This is a genomic window from Amycolatopsis sp. NPDC104775 (assembly GCF_055583325.1).
Window position 1 is genome coordinate 38,894 of sequence record NZ_JBVJOE010000014.1, and the last position, 18,094, is coordinate 56,987.

Genomic DNA, 18,094 nt, shown 5'->3' on the forward strand with positions numbered 1-18,094 from the left:
AAGGGTTCGGATCGGTGAAGATCGCGTTCGTCGGCAAGGGCGGCAGCGGGAAAACCACGCTCTCGTCGCTGTTCGTCTCGTATCTGGCCAGCGCGGGCAAACCGGTGCTGGCCATCGACGCCGACATCAACCAGCACCTGGCGGTAGCCCTGGGCGCGACCGAGGAGCAGGCCCTGGCGTGGCCCACCCTCGGCGAGCACATGCCGCTGATCAAGGACTACCTGCGCGGCGACAACCCGCGAATCCCCTCCGCCGAAGCGATGATCAAAACCACGCCGCCCGGCCGGGGTTCGCGCCTCGTGCGGCCCTTCGAGGACAACCCCATCTTCGACGCCTGCTTCCGCCCGCTGGGCGACGTCCGGCTGGGCGTCACCGGCCAGTTCGACGAGGACGACCTGGGCGTGGCCTGCTACCACTCGAAGGTCGGCGCGGCTGAATTGCTGCTGAACCACCTTGTCGACGGCACGGACGAGTACGTCGTGATGGACATGACCGCCGGAGCCGACGCGTTCGCCTCCGGTCTGTTCACGCGTTTCGACGTGACCTTCCTGGTGTGCGAACCGACCCTGCGCAGTGTCGGCGTTTACCGGCAGTACGCGGATCACGCCCGGGACTTCGGGGTTCACCTGGTAGCAGTCGGGAACAAGGTCACCGACAGCGACGATGTCGATTTCCTGACCGAACAGCTGGGTTCCGTGCTGCTGGGATGGATGACCACGTCCGGCCACGTCCGCGCCGCCGAACGCGGGACCACCCGGCCGATCAGCGAACTGGAACCGCGCAACCTGGCGACCCTGGCCGCGATGAAGGACCAGGTGGACACGACGCCCCGGGATTGGGCGCGATACCAGCGGCAAGGGGTGGAGTTCCACCTGAGGAACGCGCGGGCTTGGGGGAACGGGCGGGTAGGGGCGGATCTGGAGTCGCAGGTGGATCCGGACTTCGTGCTGGACCCGGCTTTGGTGGCCGGGTGACGGCCGCGGGGTGTTTCGTGCGCTGACCCGCTTTATGCCGCCGACCGGACGGTGACTTGTCCGGTCGGCGGTTTGGTTTTGCCGCCCTTGACGAGGACTCGGGTCGCCGCGGTTGTGGGGCGGTGGCTGTTAACGGTCTGGGCTAGGTTCCCAGCGCGACTCACCCACGCCCGGCGCGCCCATGGCCCCAGCCCACCACTCCCTCGCACAGCGCGGCGCGGCTCATGCGCTCCTGGCGCGACCCCAGCCCGCGCCCTCCTGGCTCACCGGCCCGGCTCATCCGGCTCCGGGCGCACGGCCCTAGCCCGCGCTCTTCATGGCTCAGCGCGGCGCGGCTCACCCGCTACTGGCACGGCATGCCCCAGCCGTGCCCTTCCTGGCTCAGCGCAGCACGGCTCATCCGCTCCGTGCGCAGCACGCCCCAGCCCCGCCCTCCTGGCTCAGCGCGGCACGGCTCCTTCTGGCACAGCGCGGCCCGGCTCGCCCTCTGCTGACACAGCACCGCCCTGCCCACTCTCTGGCGCGGCACCGCCCGGCGCACGTCCTCCATGCGCAGTGCGGTCCCGGCCCATCTACTCCAGGTCCAGCACAGCCTGGCGCGCCCCGGGCGCAGTCCCCGCCCATCCACTCCAGGCACAGCACGGCCTGGCGATCGCCCCGGGCGCAGCCCCGGCCCATCCACTCCAGGCACAGGGCGGCGTGGATCGCCCACTCTTGGCGCGCCCGCGGCCCTGGCTGCCGAACCACGTCAGCCCGATCGGTTCGGTCGCTTGGGATGCTCTGCTCCCGGCGAAGATCGGCAACTCCGGGCGTCGAGGTTCCTTCCCGCGTTCGCGGTCAGTCTCCGTCCCAGGCGCGGTCGGCGGCGTCGGCCTGGCGGGTGCGTTCGCGGGCGATGTCGAGCGCGCGGCGGGCCGTGGCCTCGTCCGGATAGGGGCCGAGGAGGTCGACCCCTCGGCTGCGTTCCAGATGCTCGACTTCGTGGGTTCGGGTGTTGTAGTACCAGCCCTGGTCCGGGTTCGGGTCGTCAGACATGGGTTCAGCCTGACACCTGCCCGCTCACTTCCGCCAGCGGAACGGGATCTCCGTGGGATTCCCGGTAGGCCCGAAGTCGGCGGGACCGTCGTCCTCGTGGTCGGGGTGCTCGTCGAACCACCCGCGAGCGTCCCCGATCGGGATGCCGCGGGGAGGGGTCGCCGCGTCGTCCGTCGGCGAGGGAGCGCTGTAGTCCGGCACCGGCGGTACCGCGGACTTCTTGCCCGGAAAAACCGGCAGCTCGTCCCGATACGTCCGCGACGGCGGCGGTCCGGCCGGAGCATTCCCCTGCCCCGGAAACACCGGCAACGGCCGCCCGTCTGGCCCAGTCTCGGATCGCCGACGCCCGCTGGGCTGCGGCAACTGGAACGGTGCGCCCGTCGCGGGAGGTTGCGTGCTGGGCGGAACGGGGGGCTGCCCCGCGGGCGGGACTGGTTGTGTCCAACCGGACGCTGGCGGGTTCGCACTGGGGGCGGCGGGCGGCGGCTGATGCTGCACCGCAGGCGACACGCCACCGACGGGCGGGTTCACCGATTCCACACCGCGCGAGACAGGAGCAGCGGGCGGCGGCTGATGCTGTGCCTCGGCCGTAACCGGTTGCGCCGCACCGGACTCGGACGAGCTCACCGACTCTGTGCCGGGAGCCACCTGCGGGAACTGCTGGCCCTGCGATAGCGGTTGCGATGCTGCGGGCGCGTTCCCTGACTCCGCGCCAGGCACCGGAGTTGCCGACGGAGCCTGGTGCTGCGCTGCAGGAGGAACCGGTTGTTCCAAGCCGGATGTGGGCGGGTTCGCCGACTCCGCACTGGCCGCAGGCGGAATCGGTTGCGGCACGCCGGATGCGGGCAAGTTCGCTGGTTCTGCGCCGAGAACGGGAGAAGCAGTCTGCGGCGACTGATGCTGAACCGCAGACGGAACCGCTGGTCCCGCGACGGAGGCAGGCGGGTTCGCCGACTCCGGGTTAACCGCGGGCTGGATCGGTTGCGACACGCCCGATGCAGGCAGATTCGCTGGCCCCACGCCGGGAACAGGAGAACCCGCCGGAGGCTGATGCTGCGCCGCAGGCGGAACCGCTTGCGCCGAGCCGGATACAGGCAGCGCCGACTCAGCACTGGCCGCGGGAGAAACCGCCGGAGGATTCACTTGTGAGGGCGGTTGCGACGCTCCGGGCAGCGACTCCGCGCCAGCCGAGGGAGCCTGGTGCGGTGCCGGATTCGCGGGCGGGATCGGTTGTGCCATACCGGACGCGGGCTGCTCCACGTTGGACACCGGCGGAGTGACCGGTTGGGGCTGAACCGGTTGTGCGGCAGGCATAGGCGACGCCGACTGAGCGGGCCCGTACTGCTGCACCCCAGGCGAAGAAACCTGACCCGCCGGGTTGTGCGCCTGCCACGTCGGTTGCGGAGCTGCCTCGTGCCGACCGTGCGCGGGGGCTCCGCCAGCGGGATTCCCTTGCGGCGGCAACGCTTCCGCCGGGCGTGCGGGCTGACGTGGCTCGTGCACATACGGCTTTGGCTGCCACGCTTGCCTCGCGCGCAGCTGCGGATCGTTCGGAGTGTCCACGGCGGGAGGAACCGCGGCCGTATCGGGCGCGCTGGGGGCTGCGCTGGCTGGCTCTTCCTCGGTGGTCTCAATCGAGTCCGCGGTGACCGGTGCCTCGGCAGCCGGGCTGGGCTGGGCTGCCTCGGAGATCGGCTCTTCTGGTCGCGCAGGGGCAACAGGCTGTTCCGGGGCAGGCTGACCGCTCTCCGCCGAGGATCGGGCCGTGTCTTCCGGCGGACGCGCCACTGGGCCAGCCGCCTGGGCGGGATTCACCGGCGGCTGAGCCGAACCAGCGGACTCTCCCGGAGCAACCCCATGCGGCACCGACCGCCACACCGGAGCCGGTCCGATATTCATCGGCACTGGCGCGGCTAACGGCCCCATCAGCGGCGCCTCCGCGGGCGCCGGGCCAGCCGCGGCCGGGCGGGGGATGGGATCGAGGCAGGACACCAGCACCGTCGTCCGGTCCGGGTCCTGGACCTTCCGGCCGCTCCGTTCCCGGTAGACCATCTCCCCCTCGGCGTCCATCTCCACGAGGTAACCGGCCTCGGCCAGCTGTTCCTCGTCGAGATCGACCAACCGCTCGTAGCGGGACGGAACCACCCGGTAGACCGGCCACGATAAGCGGGCGTGCTCGCCGTGGAACTGGGCCAGCAAAGCCGCCATCTGCTGCTGCCACGGGAGCGACATGCTCTCCGCCAGGGAACGCGGCAGGACGACGTACCCGCCGTCCACCCCGGGCATTCCCTGGTTCAGCAGGTCCGCCAACGGGGTGCTGGACGCGGGGTGCGCGGACTGGCGCGGCGGCTGCGGTGCGCCGAACAGCGCCGCCGGGTCCTGGGGCTCGCTCTGGCCCGGTTTGCCTCGCTTGCCGAATTTCCGTGCCACGTGTGCCATCCTCTGCCAGCGCGCGGCCACGTGCTCGTGGACAGGCCGCGACTTCGGGGTGAATCCGGACCCGCGGTACTGGGCACCCGCGGGTCAAGAGCCGGTGCCTCCCGCACCCATGCTAGACGCCGGGGCGCACCGCCTGCGGCACGACTTCGTGCTCGTCGAACGAGAACGGGCGGATGTGCACCGGCACGCCGGTCTGCTGGGCCTCGACGATCTTGCCGTCTCCCAGGTACATCGCGACGTGGTGGATGGTCGACGGATCGGCCGGGTCGGTGGCGAGGAAGATCAGGTCGCCGGGCTGCGCCTCCCGCACCGGAAGCATCGCGCCCGCCTTGTACTGGTCCTTCGAGACGCGCGGCAGGATCACGCCCGCCGACTCGTAGGCGCGCAGCATCAGGCCGGAGCAGTCATAGGAGTCCGGGCCGGTCGCGCCCCAGACGTAGGGCTTGCCTTGCTCGCCGAGTGCGAACTTGATCGCCTGCGCGGCGGCCTGGCTCGGCGGCAGCGCGGCGCCCATGCCCTGCCCGCAGCCGGCCACGTCGGCGATCTGGCCCATGTTCTGCACCAGCGTGGCCGCCATGGCCTCCCAGCGGTGATAGCGGTCTGGAAAACCGGAACGCTCGACCCGCTGCGCCGCGTCGCCGGGACGCAGGTTTTCCCAGTCCGGGACGCCGAGCAGGACGTCGAAGAACTTGTTGATCGCGTAGTTCGGGTCGGTGACCTGGGCCGCGCTGCCCCAGTTCATCGACGGGCGCATCTGGAAAATGCCGAGCGAATCGCGGTCGCCGTAGTTCAGGTTGTGCAGCCGCGATTCGGTCATCCCGGCCTGGATCGCGACCTGCCACGCGCGCGGCGCGAGGCTGCGCTGCTTGCCGATCGCGATGATCAGCGAAACCGTGCCGCGCGACTCCTGGTCGAGTTCGGCGGCGTCCGATCCGCCCTGCTCCGGCTCCCCGGGCTGAGTCGGGCCGATCGCGGCGTCGCACGAGGTCAGCGTGATCCCGCCGGCCGCCGCCTGCTGCTGGTCGGTCACCGCCTTCTGCACGACGTTGGTCGTCAGCACCGTGGCGAAAACCGCGGCGATCACCACCGAGACGAGAATGGCCAGCTTCACGGTCAGCTCGCCTGGTCATAGTCCGACACTCGCCATCCCGCGTCGGTTTTGACCACGGTGATGCTGAGTCTCGGACCGTCGGTGGGGACCACGACCTTGACCGAACTGGAGTAGGACTGCGCGACCGTCGGCTCGCCGGTGACCTTGGTCGCCGGGATGTTCGCGGGGTCCACAGTGGACATGACGGGCAGGTACTCGTCGGTGGTGAGCCCGCGCATCCCGTTGAGCCAGTCGGCGTTCGAGATGCCCGCCGGATGGCGGACCCACGCCGTCGCCCATTGTTTCGCGACGTTCAGCGCCTCCGGGCTCGGCGGAGCCGACGTCGGGGTGATCAGCGGCTGGGACAGCCGGGTCGGCAGGGTTTCCGTGCTCGGCACCGGGGCCGCGACCCCGGTGCGCGGACCGGCCGACGAGCTCAGCGGTCCCGTACCCGGATGCGCGGACGCCGGTTTGCCCAGCACCTTGGGCAGGGCGATGCCCAGCGCGGTGATCACCACGGCGAGGAACACCAGCGTGCCGACAAGGTGCCGGGGCGAGCGGAGCGGGAAACCCCACAGGCGGCGGTAGACCGCGGTCCGGCCGCGGTTGGTGCGGATCGGCATCGCCTCACCGCCCCATGACCTGGTCGGTGTCGCGGACCTCGATGCCGCGCGACGGGCGGTACAGCACGAACACCGGTTTCCCGGCCACGACCTCGGGGTCCACCCGGCGCGGCTGGGCCCGCACGCCTTGCGTCGGCACGGTGAACCCTGGCTGGTCCGGAGCCGGGGCGGAGTAGCCGCGCTCCGGCGCGCTCATCCGCGACGGGACGACCACCGGTTCCGGTTCGTCGCTCCACCGCCGGTCGGCGACCGGGGACGTGTCGACCTGGCGGCTTTCCTTGACCGGCCACCGAGCGCCCGCCATCACGTAGTCGCCGGGCGCACCAGCGACCGGGTGGTACTGGCCGAACACCGGAGACCCTCCCCGGCCGCCCGCGGGCAGTGCGCCCGCGGCCGACTGCGCGGGACCGACCGCGCCCGGCCACGGAGCACCGGACCAGGCCGCGGCGGGCCGGGCCGCCCGGGAGCCGTTGTCGAGCCGCTGCGAACTGGCGAACACCGCCGCCTCGGGCCGGTACCGGCCGCCGCCGACCGTCGCGCCGATCGGACCGCGCTGGTCGCCGTCGACGACGTCGTCGGTGTCGCGGACGTTCTGCCAGAACTGGTCCTGCGGCGTCGGCTCGTTCTTGCGGCGGAACCGGGAGAACAGCCCGCCGCCCGGCGTCGGCACCGCGCCGCCGACCATGCTGACCGACATCTCGACCATCTGCCACAGCCGCCGCACCGGCCGTCCGACGAGGAACAGCAGCACCGTGATGAGCCCGGCGAGGACCATCTTGGTGAGCAGGTTCAGCCCGTCGCCCGCGGCGAAGATCGCCTGCAGCAGCAGCGCGTGCACGCCGGCCAGCACCGACAGCACGACCAGGTTGAACGCGATGCCGCCGGCGACCTTGAGCACGCGGCGCAGGATCTCCGGGTTCAGCAGCGCGACCAGGCCGATCAGCGGCGCGGTGAGCGCGAACAGGCGGATCAGCACCTGCGCGAGCAGCACGGACGCCTTGGCCAGCAGCTGGAAGAGCGAGTAGACGAGGCTCTGGCCGAGCGCGAGGAACCCGGCTCCGGTGCGGCCGCCCGCCTCGCCGGTGAAGTAGCCGGTGGCGGGGCCGAGTTTGGTGGAGATGTCTTTGAAGGCGGCCTTTTTGGCGTCGACGACGTTCTGCTTGGCGTCGTCGCCGTTGCGCAACTGCTCCCAGGTGAAGGCCTGCGCGTCGAGCAACGGGCGGCCGTACTGGGCCGCTTGCGGCGCGTCCGGCGACCCGAACTCCCCGCGCATCCAGTTCTTGTAGACCACTTCGTTGTGCAGGTCGGTCGGCAGGATGTGCCGGACGACCCGGTTCTCGGACTCGTCCACGAACCCGGCCTGGATGTTCGTGGTGGTCTGCACGATCGCTTTGTCGATCGGATCGAAATACCGCAGCATCGCGAGCGACGACGCGGCCAGCCACACGCCCGCCATCGCGTACAGCGCCCGCTTGCTGACCCCGGCCAGGTCACCGCGCCAGATGTTGCGGAACAACATGATCGACAGAATCAGCGCGACCAGCCCGAACAACTGCGCGTAGATGTTGTTGTAGACCTTCTCCGCGCCCGACTTCACCGCGTTGTAGATCGGGTTGAGCAGACCGCCCTCGAGCACCGTGTAGTGCAGCGAGTTGGTGGCGCCGACGATGTTCTTGCCGACGTTGAAGAGCTGGTTGCCCGCCCACGTGTCGATAGTGGAGCTGGGCGAGGCGATGGCCGACAGCGCCGTGCAGTTCGTCTGATAGGTGTTCCAGACGAATCCGGCGTAGCTGTAATCGATGTACGGGCTGCCCGCCTCGCCGTGGCCTTCGGCGGGGTCGAGCGCACCGACCATCCCCGCTCCCGGACGCTCCGGGTTCGGCGATTCCCCGCACGCCGCCGCGTTGGCCGCGGGCGCGAACAGCACCGTCTGCAGCCCGATCACCGCCACCACGGCCAGCAGCGACGCGCGCCGGCTGGGACGGCGGCCGCCTGGCTTCGGGCCTTCCTTGACGCGTTTGCGCAGCGCGTGCCAGCCGGCGGCGAACGCGAGGACGAACGCCAGCGTGAAGACGGTGTTCACGCAGGCCTCCTCACGGCCGGCGCGGGCCGGCCCGGATCACCGGGGTTCATGCCGCATCCCTGCCGGTGCCGCCGCCCTTGCCGCCGGCACGGGCGTGCCGGTCCTCCTGCCGTCCGTCGCGCACTGCACCCTCCACCTCGCCGGTTTCCGAAGCGAGCGGGTCCGGCGAGCCCAGCAGCTGCTCGTCGGCGAGTCCGACCTCGAGTTCCGCCTGGAATTCGAAGTCGGGCTCCAGCTCGTCGTCCTCCGGTGGGGCGGGGACGTGCGGGGCGGCCTCGTCCTCGTGGGGTACCACGAGTTCGCTGCCGGGCTTGCTGCGCGCGTCGGGCGAGCCAGGAGTGGTGTCCATGACCGCGCGAAGCGAGTCGAGATGCGGGCCGGAGAAGTCGACGCGGATGCGCTCCACGCCGCCCGCTCCGTCGCCGAAGATGAACTGGCGGGGCTCCATGTCGCGTTCCAGCCCGCGCTGGGCTCCGGGACGGCGGCCGAGCGCGGCGACGACCTGCTCGTAGCCCACCCCGACCGGCACCTTGAGCAGCCGCAGCGCGTCGGCCTGGGCGTCGTCGTCGTCGAGCCGGCCGACGAACACCGAGTCCAGCAGCGCCACGAAACCCTGGATTTTCAGGAAGTCCGCCGGGATCTGCGACGACAGCAGCACCCGGACGTTCCACTTCCGCGAGTCGCGCGCGAACCGGTTCATCAGCACGCGCCCGGTCGGCACCTCGGACAGGAAGAACGCCTCGTCGATCCAGACGCCCTTGCGCAGTTCCTTCGGCTTCTCGTACACCGACCGCTGGGTGAGCCAGGCGGCGAGGTTCAGCATTTCCACGCCGAGCGATTCGGCGTCGGTCCAGTACTCGCGCGGCACGCCGTCCTTCGGCAGGGTCAGGCCCGCCATGGTCAGCACGGTCATCCGGTCGTCGCGGGTCTCGGAGTAGGGGTCCGCGTCGGATTCCGGGATCAGCAGCGCCATCCGCTCGCGCATCTCGTCCAGGAAGTCCGCGACCACGACCGCGTGCTCGTGGTGCTCGCTCGAATCCCGCCGCAGCGCGTCGATGACCTGGCCGGGGTCGGCGTCGAACCGGCCGCCGACCGCGCGGACCGCGCGCAGCAGCACGATCCGGGTCTGCGCCATCCGCGACACCTCGTACGGCAGCACGCCGGTGAGCACGTCGAGCACGAGCCGCCGCCGGGTCGCCCCGGCCAGCGCCTTCTCGCGCCGCCACGAGCGTTCCGGGTCCTCCTCGTCCATGAAGTGCTCGATCAGCGGATCGGCGACCACGCGGTACGGGTTGAGGATGCCCGGCTGGGCGTTGAGCAGGTTGATCGGCCGCGCGTACGGCCGGATTTCCGGCAGGTCGCACAGCCGCGACAGCGGGCCGGACGGGTCGAGGATCGTCCAGTGCGCCCCGGCGCGCAGCGTCTTGTAGACGATGCCGCCGCCGAGGAACGACTTGCCGCCGCCGAGTCCGGCGACCATCGCGGTGAGGCCGGAACCGTCGCGGATTTCCTGGGCCATCCACGGGTCCCAGGCCACCGGCCGGCGCGTCGCGGTGACGGTCTCGCCGAGCAGGATGCCGCGCCGGTCGCCGACCTCCGCGGTCGCGGTGGGCACCGCGGACGCCGTCCACACCACCGAACCGCGGCGCATGTACGCGCCCGAGGCCAGCGGCTCGCCCGGGATGAACTCCCGGGCCATCGCGTACTGCGCTTCCGGGTGCTCGATGGCGATCTTCGGCTTGTACAGGTCGAGCAACTGCTGGGCCAGCCGCAGCGCGTCGCGCTCGGTCGGGCCGGACACCGCCAGCCGCCACCACGACCGCACGCGCGTGGCGAGCGCGGTGAAGCCCGACGTCATCTCGTCGTCGATCTCCAGCACCCGGCCGGCCTGGCGGGCCAGCGATTGCGGCGGCTCCAGCTCGTGCTCGTCGGTGTAGTGCTTGACCTGCGAGCGGACCTTGTTCATCTGCCGCTGCAGTTCCCCGGACACCTCTTCCGGCCGCCGCACGTAGATCCGCGCGGACACCTCGACCGCCGCGGGCAGCCGGTCCGCGTGCTGGATCCACGGGTCGTCGACCTCGGGGATCTGCAGGCCGTGCATCTGGCCGACGGTGAGCACCGCGAGATGCCGCGACACCCCGGCGTTCGACCCGGTACGGCCGCGCACGGTCACCGTGGGCGCGTACGGGTCGGCGTGGAAATCAGCCGCGTCGGTGAAGCTGGCGAGGTCCTCGGGCTCCCACGCCGCGCCCGGCACCGCGGGCATGTTCCGCGGCGCGGGCAGGCCGAGCGAGCACGAGCGGTGCATCAGCCAGGACATCTCCTCGGCGTGCACCGGACGGCCTTCCAGCCCGGCGCTGCCGATGATCTGGTCGAGGTGCTCGATCTCGGAGTCGAGCGCGGCCAGTTCGGCGTCGACCGCCTCGGGCAGGATCCGGCGCAGCACCGGCGCGGCGCGTTCGACCGCGCGGTCCACCATGCGCCGGGTCTGCACCTGGACGCCGAGGTAGACCTCTTTTTCCGCCATCGAGCGGCCCATCAGCTGCTGCTGCTCGCCGATCAGGTAGTCGTCGAACGACAGCGCGCCCGGCACGTCGTTCGGCCTGCCGACCGCGTTGTGCACGTGCGCCTCGGCCCACATCCGGATCGGATACGGCCGGTTGGTGACGCGCAGGTGCAGCCAGCGGCCCTGCAGTTCGGCGTACTGGCCCGCGATGGCCGCGATCAGGTCGCGGCGCTGCGAATCGGAACGGAACGACCAGCGCTGCGGCGCGAGCCGGTACCAGGCGTACACCTCGTACCCGGTCCGCAGCAGGTGCCCGTCGATGCTGCGGGCGGCGATCGACGGCGTGTACGCCGGTATCGCCTGCTCACCGGGCAGCCGGCGGCCCTTGCCGCCGGTTTTCTTGCCGCCGGACTGCGGACGGCCTCCCTGCGGAGGCGCGTTCCACGCACCGGCAGGGACGTCTTGCTCCCGCTTCCCTCGGCTTCCGCCGCGACCGAACAACGACTACCTCCCGGCCCGAGCCGCGGGGCGGCTCCGGCGCGCTCGTGGTGCTCCCTGTTTCCCGGCACTCGCGCCAGCACCGCGACGCGGGTCGCGGTGCTGGTACTGCCGCCTTCTCTTGTGCTTCGGCAGCGGGCGCTCCGCCCGCACCCGGACCCGGCTGGCGCTCGCCGCGCCGCCCTCGCCCGAGGTCCGCTCTCTCGGCGTGCGCAGTTCCTGGCCCATCATCGCGATCACCGCGCCCAGCGGGCGCTCGTGGCTGATCTTGGCGGTGATCAGCCGGGTGATCACGATCGTGGCCACGAACGCCCACGCCGTGGAGAAAAACCCGAAACTCCAGCCGACCCACCGCTCCACGGTGAGCACGACCAGGAAGACCGGAATGCCGACGAGCCAGGCCACATAACGGGCTCGCCAGGGAAAAGTCGCCTTCGGCGGGCCGAGCCAGACGGCATCGACCCGGTACACCTCGTCATCGGTCCTGATCCGCACGCCTGCTCCGCCTCAGCCGGTGAACAGGCCGGCGATCCACTGGCCCACGTTCACGCCCGCGCCGCTGACCGCGAGACCGATGATCGCGAGCGCGATGACCACGCCGGCGAGCCGCCGCATGACGCCCGCGTTGTCGCCCTTGCCGCCGCCGAGCCACAGCAGGAGCAGAGCCACCGCGAGCAGCACGAGGGGGATGATGTTGTCGAGCAGCCAGGTCCGGACGTTGCCGGTGCTGAGCCCTTCGGCCACAAACGTCTCGAGGGCGGTCATGCTGGTCATCGCGATACTCCCGGTGCACGGCTGGCGCCGTGCTGTTCTGGCTTCGGCGAAGCTACGAACACCATCATGGCGTTACAAGGGGTAATGGTCAAAGCGCGCTGCGTGAAGCGTCGGTGGAATGTCGACTTGTGGTCAAGGGGCGGGTGGTGCTGTCCGATGGTCAGGATTCCTCGCCCTCCATCATCGTGGCAAGGGTGCTCCGGAATAACCCAAGCCACCCGGATTGCGCAGTCTCCCGGCGGTGCGGCTCCGCAAATCGTGCGGTGCTCACTCTCGGTGCGCCCCGGACCGGCGTGTCGGGCAGGCACCAGTGTGGCATGCCCCGATTGGCGTTCCGCCGCGAGTCCGGTGAGTGACAACCGGTGTGGAAAACAATCTGGAATTGATCACTCTCTGATGCGATAACGGTCACCATCACGTCCGATGTGCGCATTTGTTCACTACAAAGCGTGATCCCGGGCAGCTCCGGACCGTCTCCCCGATCAGGTCCGGAACGCCGCGCTCGGGATCGCGCCGGCTTCGATCACCCGGCGGCTCAGCGGAGCGCACAGCTGCTCCAGCCGAGCCGTCTTCTCCTCGCCGAGGTGCCGCCACGGGCCCTGCGCCGCCGCGTTCGTCGCTGCCTCGACGCGCTCGCGCAGTTCCAGTCCGCGCTCGGTGAGCGCGCCGTCCGCGTCGAGGACGCCGTCGACGGTCAGCCGGGCGGCGGCCGCGTCCCACTCCTCGTCGCTCCACCCGCGAGTCCGTTTGGCGGTGTCCGGCGGAGTCCCGTTCCTGGTGGCGCTGTGCGTGACCAGTGCTTCGAGGCCGGACAGATCGTTCGTGGTCAACGCTGCGACGTGGCCGTCTCCGCGATGTTCGCGCAGCAGCGTGATCGCGTGCCAGAGCGCGAGGTGCGGTTGTTCGGGCCAGTCCAGATCCGCGTGGGCGGCGTAGAGCGGGCGGCCTTCCGGACGGCAGCCTTCGGTGGCCTCCCGGGCGAGCGCGGCCGCCTCGGCGACCTCCGCGGACGCGAGCGTCTCGTCGCCGAACAGCCGCCGGTAGATCTCGTCGACGGCGACGAGCCGGGCTTCCAGGACGGTCTCCGGGGCGGCGAGCGTCCAGACGCGCGGGACGAAGTGGGCGATCAGCCCCGGGTTGAAGCTGTAGAAGGTGGCGGCGACCGGGCCCGGTCCGACCGGGCCCATCGCCGCGGCACGGCTGGCGAAGTAGGTCATCGATCCCGGTTTGAGACCCACGGCGGCGAGCCGCTCCTGGGTCTCGGGCGCGAAGTAGACGGGGGCGTGCAGAGCGTCGAATGTGGTCCGGAAGGCGACAGCGGCGGCGACGGCTTGACCCATGCGCCCGATCGTAGCGATCGGGCGGACGAGCTGGCATGTAAGCCGGATCCTGTTCCCGGGCCGCCTCGCGGCGGACCGGGCGACGGTCATCCATCTCGGCCTGCCGTCGCCGGCAGGCTCCAGCGGCCTACCCGCAGGCATCGGACGGGCCGCCCTCGATCGCCTGCGCAGGAGCGTCGCTCCCTCTTGGCCTTGCTCCGGGTGGGGTTTACCGAGCCACCCCGGTCACCCGGGATGCTGGTGGTCTCTTACACCACCGTTTCACCCTTACCCCCGTCCGGAGACGGGGGCGGTCTGTTTTCTGTGGCACTGTCCCGCGGGTCGCCCCGGGTTGCCGTTAGCAACCACCCTGCCCTGCGGAGTCCGGACTTTCCTCGGACCGGGAGAACCCGGGCCGCGACCGTCCTGCCAGCTCGTCCGCCGAAACAGCCTACCCGGGAGACCGCGGCGTCCCGGGCACGGGCTGGCACATTCCACCGCGTGGACGCGCTTGGCCCGTCCGGCCGCCGCTGTTTCACTCCCGGCATGACCGCACCCGAACCCCTGAAATTCGCTTACTGGGTCCCGAATGTGAGCGGCGGCCTGGTCACCAGCGACATCGAACAGCGCACCGACTGGAGCTACGAGTACAACCGCGACCTGGCTGTGCTCGCCGAGAACAACGGCTTCGAATACGCGCTCACCCAGGTCCGCTACACGGCCAGCTACGGTGCCGCCTACCAGCACGAATCCACTGGTTTCAGCCTCGCGCTGCTGCTCGCGACGCAGCGGCTGAAGGTCATCGCGGCCGTCCATCCTGGACTGTGGCAGCCCGGCGTGCTCGCGAAATTCATCGCCAGCGCCGACGTCATCTCCGGCGGCCGGGCCGCGGTGAACGTGGTCAGCGGCTGGTTCAAAGACGAGTTCACCGGTCTCGGCGAACCCTGGCTGGAGCACGACGAGCGCTACCGCCGCTCGGAGGAGTTCATCCGCGTGCTCAAGCGATTGTGGACCGACGACCACGCCGAGTTCGGCGGCGACTTCTACCGGATTCACGATTTCGACATCAAACCCAAACCGGTCGCCGGTCCCGGACGGCCGCATCCGGAAGTCTTCCAGGGCGGCAATTCCACGGCGGCGCGCAAGCTGGCCGGTCGCGTTTCCGACTGGTATTTCAGCAATGGCAAGGATTTCGCCGGTTTCAGCGAGCAGGTCGACGAGGTGCGCGGGTACGCCGCCCAGAACGACCACGCGGTGCGGTTCGGGCTCAACGGATTCGTCATCGCCCGAGAGACCGAAGCCGAGGCGCGCGAGGTGTTGCGGGAGATCGTGGCGAAGGCGAACGTGCCCGCCGTCGAAGGATTCCGCTCGGCGGTCAAGCAGGCCGGGAAGTCCACTTCGGACGCCAAGGGCATGTGGGCGGATTCGGAGTTCGCGGACCTGGTGCAGTACAACGACGGGTTCCGGACCGGGCTGATCGGCACGCCGGAGCAGATCGCGGATCGGGCGATCGAGTACAAAAAGCGCGGCGCGAACCTGCTGCTGCTCGGCTTCTTGCACTATCTGGAGGACGTGGAGCACTTCGGCCGGGAGGTGCTGCCGGTGATCCGCGAAAAGGAGCGGGTGCTCGACCGCGGCGCGGGAGTTCCGGAACCGGCGGGGATCTGAGCGCGCGCTGCGGCTAGCGTTCGGGCGTGAACGGTGCCCTTTCCCTGCTGCTTCTGGCCGGAACGCTGTGGTTCGCCATGGCGCGTCCGCGCGGACTCCCGGAAGCCGTCTTCGCGGTCCCCGCCGCCGGGATCGTCCTCGCGCTCGGCCTGACTTCGCCGCACGAAGCGGGCGAGCGGGTCGTCCAGATGCTGCCCACGATGGGCTTTCTCGCGGCGATCCTGCTGGTCAGCCATCTCGCCGCGGTGGAAGGCGTCTTCACCTGGCTCGGCGCCGAACTAGCCGAGATCTGCCGGGGACGGCAACCCCGGCTCCTGCTGCTCACCTTCGCCGCGGCCGCGATCGTCACCGCCGTGCTCAGTCTCGACGCCACCGTCGTCCTGCTGACCCCGGTCGTCCTCGCCACCGCCGCGGAGCTGAAACTCACCGCCCGTCCGCACGTCTACGCGTGCGCGCACCTGGCCAACTCGGCGTCCACGCTCTTCCCCGTCTCCAACCTGACGAACCTGCTCGCCTTCACCGCTTCCGGCCTCACCTTCGCCGGTTTCACCGCGCTGATGGCATTGCCCTGGCTCGTCACGCTCGCGGTCGAGCTCGCCGCGTTCGCCTGGTTCTTCCGCAAGGACCTCCGCGAACCGGCCAGCAACCGCCGGCCTGAGCATCGCGAAGCGCCGGTCTTCACGCTCGTCGTGCTGGCGGTCATGCTGGTCGGCTTCGCGACCGGACAGCTGGTGCACGTCGAGCCGGTCTGGATCGCCGCGTTGACCGCGGTGGTCCTGGCCGCGAAAGCCTTGGCAGAGCGCAAGATCCGGCCCTGGCAGGTGCTCACCGAAGCGTCCCCGCTGCTGGTCCTGTTCGTGCTCGCCCTCGCGGTGGTGGTCGAAGCGGTCGACGAGCACGTCCTAGGCGGGCTGCTGCGCACGATCCTGCCGACGACGGCCGGGCTGCCCGAACTTCTGCTCGCCGCGGGGGTCGCGGCGGTGCTGGCGAACGTCGTCAACAACCTGCCCGCGACGCTGATCCTGCTGTCAGTGCTCGGCCCGCACCCGAATCAGGGCGTGCTGCTCGCCGTGCTGCTGGGCGTGAACATCGGCCCGAACGCTACCTACCTCGGTTCACTCGCGACGCTGCTGTGGCGACGTGTAGTGGTCCGGCACGGCCAGCATCCGCCGGTAGGCGAATTCCTCAAGCTCGGCGCGCTCACGACGCCGCTGTCCTTGGCAGCGGCGACGTGTGCGTTGTGGCTGGTGCTCTAGCCGCGCGGGGCGATCGTGCTGCCGCGCGACAGCGTCGGGCCGCAGTCGTCCAGACCGTCGCCGAACCGCTGCGCTTCCACGTCCATCATGGTGACCTGCGCGTAGTGTTGCACCGCGGCGAGCTTGGCCGGGTCGGTGACCGCGTCCTTGCGGACGAAGTCGCCCTGGCGCTTGCCCGGGCCGGGGTAAATGAGGATCGGCAGGTAGTCCCGGTCGATGCGCGGGTCGATGCTGATCTCGTTGCCGTCCGCCCACGGGCCCCACGAGTGGATGAAGGTCGGCTTCACCGTGTCGAACACGTAGTCGCGCAGACCGGCGATGTCTTCCTTGTGCGTGAGGTCGGCGATCGGCGCGTTGACCAGGCCGGCCATGTCGACCAGTTCGAGCCGGCTGGTCATCGACGAGCCGCCGAGGTCCGGCAGCAGCAGCGACGCGTGCTGCAGACCGAGCATGTCCGCGTAGGTGTTGAACCCGCGGCCGAACCGGTCGGCGATCAGGCACGCCGGCACGGTCGGGCTCTTGACGAACTCTTCGTCGTGCTGCACGAAGCCGATCGCCGACGGCACCGCCGCGGCCACGAGCACGAGCGCCGCGACCGCCCGCCACTGCACCTTCGCCAGCGAACGCATCAGTTCGGCGAAAGCCATGACGCCGCCCAGCGTGCCGAGCACCCACACCGGCGTCGCGAAGCGATACTGCGCCATCCAGTCCGGCACCATCACGCCGTACGCGATCACGCCGAGCGCGAGCGGCGTGACCAGGCCGATCAGCGGACGCCGCCACGGCGCCTTGACCAGCGCCCACACGACCGCGGCGAGCAGCACGAGCGTCAGCGCGATGCCGATGTACTCCACCAGCTGGTGCGGCCGGATGATCGAGGCGAAAGTCGGCAGGCCCTGCTTCTTGGCGACCGACGGGTTGGCGAGCAGCCGGTGGAATTCCGTGTAGCGCCACACGACGTAGCCGCCGAACAGCACGGCGAACGCCGCGACGGACACCAGCGCGGAGCGGAAGCTGGGCCAGAACCCCTCGCGCTTCACGCCGAACAGCAGCACGATCGGGTAAGCACTGGCGTAGATCAGGCCTTCCGGCCGGGTCAGCGCGGCCGCGGCGACGAGCACGCCGGCGACGATCGCGACCTTGAACGACAGCGAGTTTTCCTTGCGCAGCGCGGTGAACAGCAGCGCGGCGAGCGCGGTGGTGAAGAACGCGAACAGCGAGTTCTCGAGGCCGGAGACCACCCAGATCGCGTACGACGGGATCGCCGCCAGCCCGAGGCCGGTGGCCAGCGTGATCGCCCACGCGTGCCGGCGGAACACCTGGCGGGCCACCAGATGGCACAGCACCAGGATGCCCGCGGCGAAGAACAGGCCGAGCAGCTTGGGGAACAGCACGTAGTCCGGGATGCCGAACAGCAGGCCCTTGTCGAACAGGCCGACGACCTTGCCCAGCGCGAGCAGGATCATCCAGGTCGGGTCCGAGAAGCCTTCCACCGGCGGGGCGCCGGGGGCCAGCACCGGGCCGAGGCCTTCGGCGACGCTGCGCGAATAGGAGAACGTGATGGCCGCGTCGTCGACGATCCAGTGCCCGTAGCGGGTGGCGTGCCAGGCGAGGGCGGCCACGCCGGCGAGCACCGCCAGCGTGGACGCCAGCCAGCTGAGCTTGAACCGCGCGGGCGGGTCGGTCGTCTCCTCCCCCGGCAGGTCGGGCTCGGATACTGCGGTGAGTGCGCTAGCCGTCATGTCCTCGTCACTGTTTCCACTTGCGGATTCTGCCGAAGAAACGCACGAGCCTGCGCCCCCCTTGAAGTCCCGGCCGGGACCTGCGCC

At 70.5% G+C, this 18,094-nt stretch carries 13 protein-coding genes and 1 other RNA gene; 3 read left to right on the forward strand and 11 right to left on the reverse strand.

All coding sequences use genetic code 11. From position 1 onward, the window contains the following. The first annotated feature begins 14 nt into the window (after window positions 1-14). Window positions 15-974, forward strand: coding sequence for an ATP-binding protein (locus ACZ63D_RS39265; RefSeq protein WP_465359401.1), 960 nt, complete (start codon window positions 15-17; stop codon window positions 972-974). An 837-nt stretch (window positions 975-1,811) separates the two neighbouring features. Here the strand turns inward: ACZ63D_RS39265 and ACZ63D_RS39270 are convergent. The 10 genes from ACZ63D_RS39270 to rnpB all read right to left on the reverse strand — a co-directional run bounded on the left by ACZ63D_RS39270 (window position 1,812) and on the right by rnpB (window position 13,778). Continuing rightward, complete coding sequence (locus tag ACZ63D_RS39270) at window positions 1,812-2,009, reverse strand: hypothetical protein (protein ID WP_037368770.1); 198 nt, start codon at window positions 2,007-2,009, stop codon at window positions 1,812-1,814. Between the two features lie 24 nt (window positions 2,010-2,033). Beyond that, complete coding sequence (locus tag ACZ63D_RS39275; protein WP_465359402.1) at window positions 2,034-2,318, reverse strand: hypothetical protein; 285 nt, start codon at window positions 2,316-2,318, stop codon at window positions 2,034-2,036. Between the two features lie 2,242 nt (window positions 2,319-4,560). Then, entirely contained in the window at window positions 4,561-5,559 is a 999-nt protein-coding gene (locus tag ACZ63D_RS39280; RefSeq protein ID WP_465359403.1) for a C40 family peptidase, read from the reverse strand. Between the two features lie 2 nt (window positions 5,560-5,561). Further along, window positions 5,562-6,161: a hypothetical protein gene (locus ACZ63D_RS39285; protein WP_465359404.1), complete on the reverse strand. Its 600-nt coding sequence runs from the start codon at window positions 6,159-6,161 to the stop codon at window positions 5,562-5,564. A 4-nt stretch (window positions 6,162-6,165) separates the two neighbouring features. Next, on the reverse strand, window positions 6,166-8,244 hold the full coding sequence (locus ACZ63D_RS39290) for a magnesium transporter (protein WP_465359405.1): 2,079 nt from the start codon (window positions 8,242-8,244) through the stop codon (window positions 6,166-6,168). 46 nt (window positions 8,245-8,290) lie between these two features. After that, on the reverse strand, window positions 8,291-11,251 hold the full coding sequence (locus ACZ63D_RS39295) for an ATP-binding protein (RefSeq protein WP_465359406.1): 2,961 nt from the start codon (window positions 11,249-11,251) through the stop codon (window positions 8,291-8,293). 3 nt (window positions 11,252-11,254) lie between these two features. Further along, the gene (locus ACZ63D_RS39300) at window positions 11,255-11,743 is read right to left on the reverse strand and encodes a hypothetical protein (RefSeq protein ID WP_465359407.1); all 489 of its coding nucleotides are present in this window, start codon (window positions 11,741-11,743) and stop codon (window positions 11,255-11,257) included. 12 nt (window positions 11,744-11,755) lie between these two features. After that, window positions 11,756-12,022, reverse strand: a complete 267-nt coding sequence (locus tag ACZ63D_RS39305; protein WP_037815757.1) for a hypothetical protein — start codon at window positions 12,020-12,022, stop codon at window positions 11,756-11,758. A 482-nt stretch (window positions 12,023-12,504) separates the two neighbouring features. After that, the gene (locus ACZ63D_RS39310) at window positions 12,505-13,362 is read right to left on the reverse strand and encodes an SCO6745 family protein (RefSeq protein ID WP_465359408.1); all 858 of its coding nucleotides are present in this window, start codon (window positions 13,360-13,362) and stop codon (window positions 12,505-12,507) included. Window positions 13,363-13,384: 22 nt separating this feature from the next. Continuing rightward, window positions 13,385-13,778, reverse strand: an RNA gene (rnpB, locus tag ACZ63D_RS39315) — RNase P RNA component class A. A gap of 109 nt (window positions 13,779-13,887) precedes the next feature. Between rnpB and sfnG the strand changes: the two genes are divergently transcribed. Next, window positions 13,888-15,009: a dimethylsulfone monooxygenase SfnG gene (gene sfnG, locus ACZ63D_RS39320; protein WP_465359409.1), complete on the forward strand. Its 1,122-nt coding sequence runs from the start codon at window positions 13,888-13,890 to the stop codon at window positions 15,007-15,009. 26 nt (window positions 15,010-15,035) lie between these two features. Further along, a complete protein-coding gene (locus ACZ63D_RS39325) occupies window positions 15,036-16,265 on the forward strand; it encodes an SLC13 family permease (RefSeq protein WP_465359410.1) in 1,230 nt (409 codons plus the stop codon). Here the strand turns inward: ACZ63D_RS39325 and ACZ63D_RS39330 are convergent. Then, complete coding sequence (locus ACZ63D_RS39330; protein WP_465359411.1) at window positions 16,262-18,007, reverse strand: hypothetical protein; 1,746 nt, start codon at window positions 18,005-18,007, stop codon at window positions 16,262-16,264. The genes ACZ63D_RS39325 and ACZ63D_RS39330 overlap by 4 nt on opposite strands. Between the last annotated feature and the right edge of the window lie 87 nt (window positions 18,008-18,094).